This window comes from Pseudomonas sp. AL 58 (genome assembly GCF_036348395.1).
GTDB classification, from domain to species: Bacteria; Pseudomonadota; Gammaproteobacteria; order Pseudomonadales; family Pseudomonadaceae; genus Aquipseudomonas; species Aquipseudomonas defluvii.
Window position 1 is genome coordinate 143,231 of the sequence record NZ_JAZBQR010000012.1, and the last position, 13,066, is coordinate 156,296.

At 60.6% G+C, this 13,066-nt stretch carries 13 protein-coding genes; 7 read left to right on the plus strand and 6 right to left on the minus strand.

The features are described from left to right. Positions 1-21 precede the first annotated feature (21 nt). Complete coding sequence (locus UIA24_RS15025) at positions 22-756, minus strand: TPM domain-containing protein (RefSeq protein ID WP_330523186.1); 735 nt, start codon at positions 754-756, stop codon at positions 22-24. Further along, a complete protein-coding gene (locus UIA24_RS15030; protein WP_099775660.1) occupies positions 756-1,358 on the minus strand; it encodes a LemA family protein in 603 nt (200 codons plus the stop codon). The genes UIA24_RS15025 and UIA24_RS15030 overlap by 1 nt, the downstream gene beginning before the upstream one ends. Before the next feature lie 184 nt (positions 1,359-1,542). On the opposite strand from UIA24_RS15030, the gene bglX reads away from it, so the two are divergent. From bglX to UIA24_RS15050, 4 genes are all read left to right on the plus strand, one after another. Beyond that, positions 1,543-3,837 (plus strand): beta-glucosidase BglX, encoded by a 2,295-nt coding sequence (gene bglX / locus UIA24_RS15035; protein WP_330523187.1) that lies wholly within the window; start codon positions 1,543-1,545, stop codon positions 3,835-3,837. 66 nt (positions 3,838-3,903) lie between these two features. After that, positions 3,904-5,661 carry a sensor histidine kinase gene (locus UIA24_RS15040; protein WP_330523188.1) on the plus strand — a complete coding sequence of 586 codons (1,758 nt, stop codon included), beginning with the start codon at positions 3,904-3,906 and terminating at the stop codon, positions 5,659-5,661. Further along, positions 5,655-6,989 (plus strand): sigma-54-dependent transcriptional regulator, encoded by a 1,335-nt coding sequence (locus UIA24_RS15045; RefSeq protein WP_330523189.1) that lies wholly within the window; start codon positions 5,655-5,657, stop codon positions 6,987-6,989. Before UIA24_RS15040 ends, UIA24_RS15045 begins: the two co-directional genes overlap by 7 nt. A 170-nt stretch (positions 6,990-7,159) precedes the next feature. After that, entirely contained in the window at positions 7,160-8,479 is a 1,320-nt protein-coding gene (locus UIA24_RS15050; RefSeq protein WP_330523190.1) for an MFS transporter, read from the plus strand. A 112-nt stretch (positions 8,480-8,591) separates the two neighbouring features. On the opposite strand, the gene UIA24_RS15055 is transcribed toward UIA24_RS15050, so the two are convergent. Next, positions 8,592-9,347, minus strand: coding sequence for a COG4705 family protein (locus tag UIA24_RS15055; RefSeq protein ID WP_330523191.1), 756 nt, complete (start codon positions 9,345-9,347; stop codon positions 8,592-8,594). Between the two features lie 219 nt (positions 9,348-9,566). Here UIA24_RS15055 and UIA24_RS15060 point away from each other — a divergent pair, with 219 nt between their 5' ends. Continuing rightward, positions 9,567-9,893 carry a hypothetical protein gene (locus tag UIA24_RS15060; RefSeq protein WP_330523192.1) on the plus strand — a complete coding sequence of 109 codons (327 nt, stop codon included), beginning with the start codon at positions 9,567-9,569 and terminating at the stop codon, positions 9,891-9,893. A gap of 110 nt (positions 9,894-10,003) precedes the next feature. Then, on the plus strand, positions 10,004-10,609 hold the full coding sequence (locus UIA24_RS15065; protein WP_099775666.1) for a flavin reductase family protein: 606 nt from the start codon (positions 10,004-10,006) through the stop codon (positions 10,607-10,609). A 1-nt stretch (position 10,610) separates the two neighbouring features. Here the strand turns inward: UIA24_RS15065 and UIA24_RS15070 are convergent, their stop codons facing one another. Both UIA24_RS15070 and UIA24_RS15075 read right to left on the minus strand, forming a co-directional pair. Next, entirely contained in the window at positions 10,611-10,841 is a 231-nt protein-coding gene (locus UIA24_RS15070; protein WP_099775667.1) for a hypothetical protein, read from the minus strand. 39 nt (positions 10,842-10,880) lie between these two features. Beyond that, positions 10,881-11,189, minus strand: coding sequence for an antibiotic biosynthesis monooxygenase family protein (locus UIA24_RS15075; protein WP_099775668.1), 309 nt, complete (start codon positions 11,187-11,189; stop codon positions 10,881-10,883). 308 nt (positions 11,190-11,497) lie between these two features. Between UIA24_RS15075 and UIA24_RS15080 the strand changes: the two genes are divergently transcribed. Beyond that, a complete protein-coding gene (locus UIA24_RS15080) occupies positions 11,498-12,427 on the plus strand; it encodes an AraC family transcriptional regulator (RefSeq protein WP_099775669.1) in 930 nt (309 codons plus the stop codon). Here UIA24_RS15080 and UIA24_RS15085 read toward each other — a convergent pair. After that, positions 12,422-13,051 carry an NAD(P)-dependent oxidoreductase gene (locus UIA24_RS15085; protein WP_065758691.1) on the minus strand — a complete coding sequence of 210 codons (630 nt, stop codon included), beginning with the start codon at positions 13,049-13,051 and terminating at the stop codon, positions 12,422-12,424. The genes UIA24_RS15080 and UIA24_RS15085 overlap by 6 nt on opposite strands. Positions 13,052-13,066 lie beyond the last annotated feature (15 nt).

Here is a 13,066-nt window from a genome sequence, read left to right on the forward strand (position 1 = left end):
TGGCTCTTGTTGATGAGTTATCTACCAGCCGCCCGATGAGCCGCCACCGCCAAAACTGCCGCCACCGCCACTGAAACCGCCCCCACCCGAACCGCCGCCGAGGCCACCAAGGCCGCCACCAAAACCGCCGCCGCGCCCGCCTCGCCCACCGCTCAAGCCCAAGCCTTGCAAGGTGAAGGCGAGTACCACCAGCAAGATGAACAAGCCGATGGTCCAGCCACGCGAGCCGCCTTCGGCCTCTGCGCCCGTCGCCTGGGCCGGTTCGGCCAAGGGGTTGCCCCCCAATACCTGAATAATCGCAGCCGTGCCCTGAACGATACCTTGGCTGAACTCACCGCGCCGAAACGCCGGGGTAATGATGCTGTTGATGATGACGGAGGACTGGGCATCGGTCAGGCGCTCTTCCAGCCCGTAGCCGACCTCGATACGCAGCTTGCGCGCCTGCGGCGCGACGATCAGCAATGCGCCATTGTCCTTGCCGCGCTGGCCGATCCCCCAGTGCCGTCCTAGCTGGTAGCCATAGTCTTCAATGCTCATGCCTTGCAGGTCAGGCAAGGTGACCACCACCACCTGCTCACCACCGCTGGCCTGCTCATGGGCCGCCAACATCTGGCTGAGCTGGGCAATACTGGCCGCATCGAGCAAATGAGCCTCGTCCACCACACGCCCGGTCAGGGCCGGGAAGCTGGGTTCAGCGCGCAGCGTCAAGGCTGCACAGAACAGTGCCAGCAGCACAGCAGCCTTGAGCAGGCGCATCAGAATTTCACTTCAGGGGCTTTGTCGGCATCGGCACTGGTCGCCTCGAAGGTCTCACGCAGCGGCATGTCGCTGTACATCAAGCTGTGCCAGATACGCCCGGGAAAGGTGCGGATCTCGGTGTTGTAGCGCTGTACGGCGGCGATGAAATCCTTGCGCGCCACGGCAATCCGGTTTTCCGTGCCTTCGAGTTGCGACTGCAGGGCCAGAAAGTTCTGGTTCGACTTCAGCTCCGGGTAACGCTCGGAAACCGCCATCAGCCGGCTCAAGGCCCCGCTGAGTTGAGCTTGTGCCGCCTGGAACTGGCGCAATTTTTCCGGGTCGTCCAAGGTACTGGCGTCGACCTGAATCGAGGTAGCCTTGGCCCTGGCCTCGACAACGGCGGTCAGGGTGGTCTGCTCTTGCTTGGCATAGCCTTTTACCGTCTCCACCAGGTTGGGAATCAGGTCGGCACGCCGCTGGTATTGGTTCTGCACTTGCGCCCAGGCCGCCTTGACCTGTTCGTCATACTGAGGAATGTTGTTGATCCCACAACCGGCCAGCAGGCTGGACAGCATCAACACGACCCAGAGCCGTATCGCTTTGGCATGAAGTACCTGCATCGTCATCGTGCTCCTTGATTAACCGTAAAAGTCCGGACTTCAGGCATAATCCCCGGCCATCGCTGGAATGCAATGGCACAATCGGCTAAAAGATCCCAGCCCATTACAACAATAGCTGCTCCCCCAATTTCGGCTGTGCAGTCTCCCTGGTGAATACTGCTCTGAGCCTTGAGAACGAATAGTCATGAACAAACTCTGTTTGCTGGGCCTGCTTGTCAGCCTGGCCAGCCATACCGCCTTTGCCGATACCACTACCGAGCCGCAGAAGAACAAGCAGGCGTTTATTGCCGACCTGATGCAGCAAATGACGCTCGAGGAAAAAATCGGCCAGTTGCGCCTGATCAGCATCGGCCCGGAAATGCCCCAGCCGCAGATCCTCAAGGAGATCGCCGCGGGCAACATCGGCGGTACGTTCAACTCCATCACCCGTAGCGAGAACCGTCCGCTGCAGGATGCGGCGGTGAAGAACAGCCGGCTGAAGATCCCGATGTTCTTCGCCTATGACGTGATCCACGGCCACCGCACCATTTTCCCGATCAGCCTGGCGCTGGCCTCCAGTTGGGACATGAACGCCATCCACACGGTCGCCCGTACCTCGGCAATAGAGGCCAGTGCCGACGGTATCGACATGACCTTCGCGCCCATGGTCGATATCGCCCGTGACCCGCGCTGGGGCCGCAGCAGTGAAGGCTTCGGTGAAGACACCTACCTGGTTTCGCGGATCTCCAAAGTGATGGTCGAGGGCTTTCAGGACAACAACCCGGCATCGGCGACCAGCCTGATGGCGAGCGTGAAGCACTTCGCCTTGTATGGTGCAGTGGAAGGCGGGCGCGACTACAACACCGTCGATATGAGCCCGATCAAGATGTACAACGACTACCTCCCGCCTTACCGCGCCGCTGTCGATGCGGGTGCAGGCGGGGTGATGGTGGCGCTCAACTCGATCAACGGTGTACCGGCCACGGCCAACACCTGGTTGATGAATGACCTGCTGCGCAAGGAGTGGGGTTTCAAGGGCGTCACGGTCAGCGACCACGGTGCGATCTTTGAACTGATCAAACACGGCATCGCCCGTGATGGTCGCGAAGCGGCGAAGCTGTCGATCAAGGCCGGCATCGACCTGAGCATGAACGACTCGCTGTACGGCCAGGAACTGCCGGGCCTGCTCAAGTCCGGCGAGATCAATCAGGCGGATATCGACAATGCCGTGCGTGAAGTGCTGGGCGCCAAGTACGACATGGGCCTGTTCGACAACCCGTACCGACGTATCGGTATCGCCAGCGAAGACCCAGCCGACACCTACGCCGAAGGGCGCCTGCACCGCGATGCCGCCCGTGATGTGGCGCGCCGCAGCATGGTCTTGCTGGAAAACCGCAACCAGACCCTGCCCTTGAAGAAGCAGGGCACCATTGCCCTGGTCGGGCCGCTGGCCGATGCCCCTATCGACATGATGGGCAGTTGGGCCGCGGCAGGCCGCCCGCGTCACTCCGTGACCGTGCATGACGGTATGCGCCGTGTGCTGGGCGAACGCGCCCGCGTGATCTACGCCAAGGGTGCAAACATTACCCACGACAAGGCGATCCTCGATTACCTGAACTTCCTCAACTTCGATGCACCGGAAATCATCGACGACCCACGCCCTGCGGCGGTGATGATCGATGAAGCGGTCAAGGCTGCGCAGCAAGCAGATGTCGTGGTTGCCGTGGTTGGCGAATCGCGGGGCATGTCCCATGAGTCGTCCAGCCGCACCACGCTGGAAGTCCCCGCCAGCCAACGCGCCCTGATCACCGCCTTGAAAGCCACCGGCAAACCGCTGGTGCTGGTGCTGATGAACGGCCGACCATTGTCGCTGACCTGGGAACGCGAACAGGCCGATGCCATGCTCGAAACCTGGTTCAGCGGTACTGAAGGCGGCAACGCCATCGCGGACGTACTGTTCGGCGACTACAACCCGTCCGGCAAACTGCCAATGACCTTCCCGCGTTCGGTCGGACAGGTGCCGATGTACTACAACCACCTGAGCATTGGTCGCCCATACACACCGGGCAAACCGGGCAACTACACCTCGCAGTACTTTGAGGAACCCAACGGCCCGCTCTACCCGTTCGGCTATGGCCTGAGCTACAGCGAGTTCAGCCTGTCGGAGCTGACGCTGTCCAGCAAGACCCTGAAGCCTGGGCAAACCCTCGATGCCAGCATCCGGGTGAAAAACACCAGCAAGCGTGACGGTGAAACCGTGGTTCAGTTGTACGTTCGCGACGTCGCGGCGTCGATTAGCCGGCCCATCAAGGAGCTGAAGAACTTCCAGAAAATCAGCCTCAAGGCGGGCGAAGAACGCATCGTTCATTTCACCCTCAGCGAAGACGACCTGAAGTTCTACAACGCTCAATTGAAGTACGCTGCAGAGCCTGGCGAGTTCAACGTGCAGGTCGGGCTGGACTCAGAGGTCGTGAAACAGCAGAGTTTCGAGCTGCTGTAAGCGGTCGCCGCGATGTCCAAGGGGAAGTGCCGGAATGCCTTCCCCGTTGCCGGGATTCTGTTTGCCATGCCTATTTCCTTTCGCGCCATGCGCTTGGGCCTGATGCTGTTCCTGATGCTCACAGGCATGCTCTTGAGCACGGCGTGGGCCTGGCAGCATGCCCAGCGCCAGGCCTTGCTGGAGGATGCCTCCAGAGCGAGCCAGCAACTGGGCCTGTACGCCAACTCGCTACACACCCTGATCGAACGCTACCGTGCCTTGCCCGCGGTGCTGGCCCTCGACCCGGAACTGATCGCAGCCCTTAGCGGCCCGGTCACAGCAGAGGTTCAAGAGGCGCTCAACCACAAGCTGGAGCGTATCAACGGCGCGGCCAATTCCTCGACTCTGGAACTGCTGGACCACACGGGCCTGGCTATCGCCGCCAGCAACTGGCGTTTGCCCAGCACTTACGTTGGGCAGAACTATGCGTTCCGGCCCTACTTCAAACAGACCATGAACCAGGGCAGTGGGCGTTTCTACGCCGTAGGGGTCACCAGCGGCATCCCTGGCTACTTCCTCTCCAGTGCGGTCAAGGACAGTAACGGGCGCTTTCTCGGGGCAATGGTGGTCAAACTGGAGTTTCCGGAGCTGGAGCGGGAATGGCGCCAGGGCAACGATATCCTGCTGGTCAGTGATGCCCGCGGCATTATCTTCATCGCTAACCAGGACGGCTGGCGCTACCGCGAACTGCAACCGCTTGGCGCCGAAGACCGCAAGGAGCTGGAGCAAACCCGGCAATACGACAAACAGCCGCTGGTACCCCTGAAACATCATCCACTGAACCGCTTTGATGACAACAGCCAACTGGTCAGTGTCCAGGGGCCAGCAGGCACCAGGGACTACCTGTGGGAAAGCCTGCCGCTGGGCACCGAAGGCTGGACATTGCACCTGTTGCGCTCGCCCCAGGTGACTGAAGACGGGCGCAACGCAGCCCTGGCGGCTGCCGCGTTATGGCTAAGCCTGTTCTTTGCGCTGCTGTTCATCAGCCAGCGCCTGCGCATGGCACGCCTGCGCCAACGTAGCCGCCAGGAGCTGGAGCGTTTGGTCGAAGCCCGCACCCGCGACCTGCGTACCGCTCAGGAAGGCTTGGTGCAGTCCGCCAAACTGGCCGCCCTGGGGCAGATGTCGGCCGCCCTGGCCCACGAGATCAACCAGCCGTTGACCACCCAGCGCATGCAACTGGCCACCTTGCGCCTGCTCCTCGACAATCAACGCCTCGACGAAGCGCGTAAGGCACTGGAACCGCTGGAACAGATGCTGACCCGCATGGCGGCCCTGACCGGGCACTTGAAAACGTTCGCCCGCAACAGCCCCAGCGGCCTGCGCGAACGCCTGGACCTGGCCACGGTGGTGGATCAGGCCATGCAGTTGCTCGATCCGCGTATCCGCGCCGAGGGCGTCAGTACGGCGCTGTACCTGGCCCGACCAGCCTGGGTGCGTGGCGATGCGATCCGCCTTGAACAGGTGCTGATCAACCTGCTGCGCAATGCCCTCGACGCCATGCTCGACAAGCCCTACAAACGCCTGGAAGTGCGCATTGAGGTCGACCAGCACGATTGGAAACTGAGCGTACTGGACAGCGGTGGCGGTATTGCCGATGAACACTTGGCCAACGTTTTCGACCCGTTCTTCACCACCAAACCTGTAGGTGAAGGGCTTGGCCTGGGTCTTGCTATCTCCTACGGTATCGTCCATGAAATCGGTGGTCGCCTGCAGGTCGAAAACCTGCCGGGTGGCGCCCGCTTCACCCTGACCTTGCCCAGCGATACGGAGCCAGCATGTTGAATTCGGTGATCGTCGTTGATGACGAAGCCAGCATCCTTACTGCGGTGGAGCAGTGGCTGACGCTGTCGGGCTTCAGCGTTCAGTTACACAACCGTGCCGAGGCGTGCCTGGCGCAATTACCCGAGCACTTCCCCGGTGTGGTGGTGAGCGATGTGCGCATGCCCGGCATGGATGGCCTGCAACTGCTGGAACAGCTGCTAGCACGCGATGCCGACCTGCCAGTGATCCTGCTGACCGGCCATGGCGATGTGCCAATGGCCGTACAGGCCATGCGCAAGGGGGCCTACGACTTTCTGGAAAAGCCGTTCAGCCCCGAAGACCTGCTCAGCAGCCTGCGCCGCGCCCTGGAAAAACGCCAATTGGTGCTGGAAAACCGCTCGCTACATGAACAGGCCGACCTCAAGGCGCGGCTTGAGTCCACGTTGCTTGGCATGTCCCAAGGCATGCAGCAGTTACGCCGTCAGGTACTGGAGCTCGCCGCGCTACCGGTCAATGTCCTGATACGTGGCGAAACCGGTAGCGGCAAGGAGCAGGTTGCCCGTTGCCTGCACGATTTCGGCCCGCGTGCGAACAAACCTTTTGTCGCGCTTAACTGCGCGGCGATCCCCGAGCAGTTGTTTGAAGCTGAGCTGTTCGGCCACGAAAGCGGGGCTTTCACCGGTGCTCAGGGCAAACGTATTGGCAAGCTGGAATATGCCAACGGCGGCACGGTGTTCCTCGACGAAATCGAGAGCATGCCCTTGGCTCAACAGGCCAAGCTGCTGCGGGTCTTGCAGGAACAGAAGCTCGAACGCCTGGGGGCCAACCAGAGCATCGCCATCGACCTGCGGATCATTGCCGCGACCAAACCCGATCTGCTTGAAGAGGCCCGCGCCGGGCGCTTTCGTGAAGACCTTGCCTACCGTTTGAACGTCGCCGAACTGCACTTGGCGCCGTTGCGCGAGCGCCGCGAAGACATCCCGTTGCTGTTCCAGCATTTCGCCCGTACCGCTGCCGAACGACTGGCCCGCACCCCTCCCGTTTTAAGCGGCGCACAACTGGGCAACCTGCTCAGCCACGATTGGCCAGGCAACGTACGCGAACTGGCTAACGCTGCTGAGCGCCACGTTCTGGGCCTGACACCCCCTCAAACGCTGGCGGTAGAAAGCGGGCAGTCGCTGACCGCCCAGACAGAGGCCTTTGAGGCCCAATGCCTGCGTGCGGCACTCACCCGCAACAAGGGCGATATCAAGGCGGTGCTCGAAGAGCTGCAACTGCCCCGGCGCACCCTCAACGAAAAGATGCAGCGCCACGGCCTGCAGCGTGAAGACTTTCTCGACCGGCCCTGAGCCAATAAGCGGATTCTTGCCGATCACCCCCTGAGCGATAAGCGAATTTCCGCTCACCAGAGAGGCTAAACCCTTCTAGAACGGGCCTCCGGCATCTGGCACAGCTCCTGCTATGGCACAGGCAAGCTGCGTTTCGACGCGCTCCACAAAAACAACGAGAAGGATCCATCATGGATAATTCAAGCACCCTGTCTGTCGGGGCGGCCATCGCGCCTGCCGCAGAAAAAAACACTGCCAGCCGGCTCAAGTCGATCTTCAGTGGCTCCATCGGCAACATGGTCGAATGGTACGACTGGTACGTCTACGCCGCATTCTCGCTGTATTTCGCCAAGGCCTTCTTCCCTGCAGGCGACTCCACCGCACAACTGCTCAACACCGCCGCGATCTTCGCCGTGGGCTTCCTGATGCGCCCTATCGGCGGCTGGCTGATGGGCCTGTACGCCGACCGCAAGGGACGCAAGGCTGCACTGATGGCCTCGGTGCTGTTGATGTGTGCCGGCTCGCTGCTCATCGCCCTGACTCCCGGCTATGAAACCATCGGGGTTGCAGCCCCTGTATTGCTGGTGATCGCCCGCTTGATGCAGGGCCTGTCCGTGGGCGGTGAATACGGTACTTCGGCTACCTACCTCAGCGAGATGGCCAGCAAGGAGCGCCGTGGTTTCTTCTCCAGCTTCCAGTACGTGACACTGATCTCCGGCCAGTTGATCGCCCTGGGTGTGTTGATCGTCCTGCAACAGACACTGACCACCGAAGAGCTCTACGCCTGGGGCTGGCGCGTACCGTTCGTGATCGGCGCGCTGTGTGCAGTGGTTGCGCTGTACCTGCGCCGTGGCATGGAAGAGACCAGCTCGTTCACCAAGAAGGAGAAGTCCAAGGAAAGCCTGATGCGCACACTGATACGTCATCCCAAGGAGCTGATGACGGTAGTTGGCCTGACCATGGGCGGTACCCTGGCCTTCTACACCTACACCACCTACATGCAGAAGTACCTGGTAAACACGGTGGGCATGACCATCAGCGACTCGACCACCATTTCAGCGGCCACAATGTTCCTGTTCATGTGCCTGCAGCCAGTGATCGGCGGCCTGTCCGACAAGATTGGCCGTCGTCCGATCCTGATTGCCTTTGGTGTTTTGGGAACACTGTTCACCGTACCGATCCTCAGCACCCTGCACACCATCCAGACCTGGTGGGGCGCGTTCTTCCTGATCATGGCTGCACTGATCATCGTCAGTGGCTACACCTCGATCAACGCCGTGGTCAAAGCCGAGCTGTTCCCTACCGAGATCCGCGCCCTGGGCGTTGGCCTGCCCTATGCACTGACCGTGTCGATTTTCGGCGGTACCGCCGAATACGTGGCACTGTGGTTCAAGAGCAATGGCATGGAAGCCGGCTTTTACTGGTACGTCACCGCCTGCATCGCCTGTTCGCTGCTGGTGTATGTATTCATGAAGGACACCCGCCAGCACTCACGAATCGTCACCGACTGATACAGCGGTCTTTGTGGGATGCAGGCTTGCCTGCGATGGCGTCGGCGCAGGGATCAGCGCCAGAACACAAAAAAGGGGGCCAGCAATGGCCCCCTTTTTTGTGTTCAGTGCCTCACGAAAGTTCGGCGGAGACTTGGCGTTGCTCACGTCCCTGGTAGTACGAGGCTGCGATAATCAGCACCAACAGCACACCGCCCAGCACCAGCGATGAACCAACGGTGCCAAAATCCAGCCCGCCCTTTTCGTGCGGCTTGGTCAGGAAGTCGCCCAAGGTGGCGCCGAATGGCCGAGTCAGCACAAACGCTACCCAGAACAGCAACACACCCGACAACCGCGTCCAGTACCTCGCCAACACCACCACGCCAATGGCCGAACCGATCAGCAACGCACCACCGGCAAAGCCCAGGCCGGAGTCGTCGGCCAGGTAGTCGCCCAACGCGGTACCCAAGGTGTTGGAGAACAGAATCGCGGCCCAGTAGAACAGCTCGCCACGCCGCGTTTGAACATGGCTGACGTTGAGCGAGTCACCGCTGAAGCGCCACGCAACAAAAATCGCCGCCAGAATACCGATCAGGATCATCGAACCACTGGCATAGCCCAAGCCCAGTGTGCGGTCCATGAAGTCGGACATCGTCGTACCGGCGGTACTGGTCGACAGAATCACCAACCAGTACAGCACCGGGCTGTAGGTACGGGAAAACAGCTGGGTAACCAGGGTCGCCAGGAAAATGCTGATCAGAATGACCGAACTGAGGGCATAGCCAACGTTCAGGGTCATCGAAAGCAAGTCACCGGCGGTTTCGCCCAAGGTGGTTGCACAGATCTTCATGACCCAGAACGCCAGGGTTATCTGAGGAAGTTTATTCACGCGTTCACCGCTCCAGGAAAAAGTGCGGCAAGGCTGCTTAAAGGCGGATGAAAAACCAGTCGAGCAGAGATGAAAAATTCGTTGGATTTTTTTGTTTCGCCATATGTATCGAATTAACTGATTTATACGCGTTATTTTTTGCGCTTTTTTATCAATTTAACGAGCGTAACATTGAACCCATAGAAACACACAACCCCTCACTACCCCGGAGCAACAACCATGAAAAGCAAACTGATCCTGACCCTCGCCTTCTCGGTTCTGGCTGCAAACGCATTCGCTGAAGATGGCTTTGAACGTACCCATGCTCACAGCTTTACCAGCGAGCACAGCCAATCAGCCGGCTATGTCGAAGACGGTTTTGATCGGACGGGGGCTGGCAAATTTGCTGAAGACGGCTTTGACCGCACCGGCGCTGGCAAATTTGCCGAAGACGGTTTCGACCGCACCGGCGCTGCCAAGTTTGCCGAAGATGGTTTCGACCGTACCGGCGCTGCCAAGTTTGCCGAAGATGGTTTCGACCGCACCCAGGCCCACAGCTTCAGCTAATACAACGGCAACGACATGCTCAACGCCCGGCTTCGGTCGGGCTTGGTCGTTTTCAACGACGATGGACCTTGGCACACTAGCAGGCCGTAAAATTGCTAGCAGACCCCTCGATGTACTACTACGAACCCGCAAAAGGCCATGGCCTGCCCCACGATCCCTTCAACGCTATCGTCGGCCCACGACCGATTGGCTGGATCTCTAGCCAGGACGCAGAAGGTCGCCTGAACCTCGCGCCTTACAGCTTTTTCAACGCGTTCAATTACATCCCACCGATCATCGGTTTCTGCAGCGTCGGGCGCAAAGACAGCCTGAACAACATCGAGCAGACAGGCGAGTTCGCCTGGAACCTGGCTACCCGTCCCTTGGCCGAAGCCATGAACCAGAGCTGCGCAGCAGTGGCGTCGCACGTCGATGAGTTCGCCTTGAGCGGGCTGACACCCGCCGCCTCGAAGGTGATCGCCGTACCGCGCGTGCAGGAAAGCCCGGTGTCGTTCGAATGCAAGGTGACGCAGATCGTCCAGCTGCAACGTGCCGACCAGGCACTGGTACCGAGCTGGCTGATTCTGGGTGAAGTGGTGGCCGTGCATATCGCCGAGCATCTGCTCAAAGAGGGTATCTACGACACGGCGGCCGCCGAGCCGATCCTTCGTGGTGGCGGCCCGGCGGACTACTTTGAACTGGGCAACCTGTTCAAGATGACCCGTCCGCAGGTGTGAGTTACCAGCGCAGTTCGGCGTCCTCGCTGACCCCGACCAAGCGCTCTAGTTCGCCACACGCGGCGACGTCAGCTTCGTGAGCGGTCTTGAAGGTCTGGCCTGGCAGCACTTTGTGGAAGCGTGGTGCACCACCGGCGCCCAGACCTTTTACCGCGATGGCGGCACTGTAACCGCCCTCTCCCGGAACCACGGCCGAAACGGCCTCGTACTGTGCAAACTCTCTGCGTGCCATGGAGTTGAAACCTGCCTCGGTGACTGTAAAGCCAGCATTCTAACCTGTGTGCGCCTCGCCGAATGTCTGTACGTCGAGGCTGTCGAGTAGCTGCGCCTGAAGCAAGTCACCGAACAGCATCAAGGTTGGTGAGGCGAAATAGTCCGCCATCGCAGCCGAATTGCGCCAGGAGCCGCTGAGCAGCCAAAGCTGCGTATCGCTGGTAGAGCGTTGCAGGCTGAAGCTCAGGCAACCGGGTGCCTGTCGAGAAGGCTCAAGCAACTGCTGCAGGCGTTCGCCCAGCTCTGCCGAACGCCCGGAACTGGCACGAACGAACGCAAGATGGCTGACCGGTTGCGGTGAAGTCATGGGCGGTTCTCCTGAAAGCGGCCAGAGGGGGAAATTGCCAGGTTGCACAGCGTAGAACCGCAGACACGCGTGGCGATAGGCAATTCCTGCCGATGACTTGCCTGATTCTGCACCGGCTCATCGCCAGCGAAAGCCCAACCTGACGCGAGGCCTCGCCCATGCCGATGGGTTTCAGGCAAGCACTCAGCACCATCGTGCCCTCAAGAGAGACTGCTCACGCAGGATCAGGCAAGAACCCGGCAGCATCGGACTAGCGTCACCACTTGCACAAACCTATGCTTTATCCGGTCACCTCTGGAAGCTGTCGCATGTCATCCGAAGCCCCCGCCGCCCTTCAACTGGAACCTGCTTTCGAGCAGCAACGACTGGAACTGGCCGACCTGATCAAGCGACACGCGGCCAGCCAGATTGGCGTTGCATCGGCCATCGACGACCTGTACCTGGTGCGCTATGAAGAGCGGGTGCGTTCGATGCCTACACTGGCGCAACCAGCGCTGTGCATCATGGCCCATGGCAGCAAGGAAGTCCGATTGGGCGATGAGTGCTACACCTACGATCCACTGCACTACATGGTCGTGTCGGTGGCCCTGCCGATCAGTGGTGTACTGCTGGATGCGAGCCCTGAAAACCCGACACTTGGCGTGCGCCTGGATATCGACCCGGCTGAAATACATAGCCTGATTGCCGAAGCCGGCCCAATGAGCGTGCCATCCCCACGCTCAGGGCGCGGTCTGTTTATCGAACGCATCGACAGCGAGCTGCTCGATGCCTTGCTGCGCCTGGTCCGCCTGCTCGACACCCCCAGAGACATTGCCGTACTGGCACCGCTGGTACGCCGCGAGATTCTGTACCGGCTACTGCGCGGGCAGCAGGGTTACCGGCTTTACGAGATCGCCATGGCCAACAGCCAGACACACCGTGTCTGTCAGGCCGTTCAATGGCTGAACGAGCATTTCCACCACCCGTTGCGCATTGACGAACTGGCCCGGGAGGTGAACCTCAGCACGTCGACGCTGCACCACCGCTTCAAGGCCGTGACCTCGATGAGCCCCCTGCAGTACCAAAAACAACTGCGTCTGCAGGAGGCCAGGCGGTTGATGCTCAACGATGGGCTGGAGGCTTCGGTGGCGGCCTATCGCGTCGGCTATGAGAGCCCGTCACAGTTCAGCCGCGAGTACAGCCGCCTGTACGGGGCACCGCCGCTACGAGACCTGGCCCGGCTACGCAGCGCCTTATAGGTCGCCCTTGCCGGCGCCCACGGTGAAACGCTGGCGAGAATGGGCTGGTTTCTCTACCTCGTCGAGCATGGCAATGGCGTAGTCGGCAAAGGTGATCCAGCTCCTGCCGTCAGCACCAATCAGCAAGTGATCCTTGCCCAGCGTATACACCCCGGTACGCGCGCCTTCAACAAACTCGGCCGAGGGTGAAAGGAAGGTCCAGTCCAGTTCGTGCTCCTGGCGCAAGGTGTCCAGGTAATGGCCGCCTGCTGTAGCCTCAGCCTTATAGGCTTCCGGGAAGTCCGGGCTGTCGATCACTTTGTGCCCGGATGGCAGCAGCAGGCTACCGGCGCCTCCGACGACCAGCAGACGCTTGACCCCGGCCCGCTTCACCGGCTCGATGATCGCCTGCGGCTTGATCCCGGAGAAATGTGCCGCACTGAGCACCACGTCATGGCCGACCAGGGCCTGCTCTAGCGCGGCAGCATCAGTGACATCCAGCTGACGTGTGGTCACGCCCGAGCGTCCGGCCAGGGAGGCCGTATTACGGGCAATGGCCGTGACGCTGTGACCACGGCGCAAGGCTTCTTCCAACAACTGGCTACCAGCACGGCCAGTAGCACCGATAATTGCGATCTTGCTCATGGAAACCTCCGATCT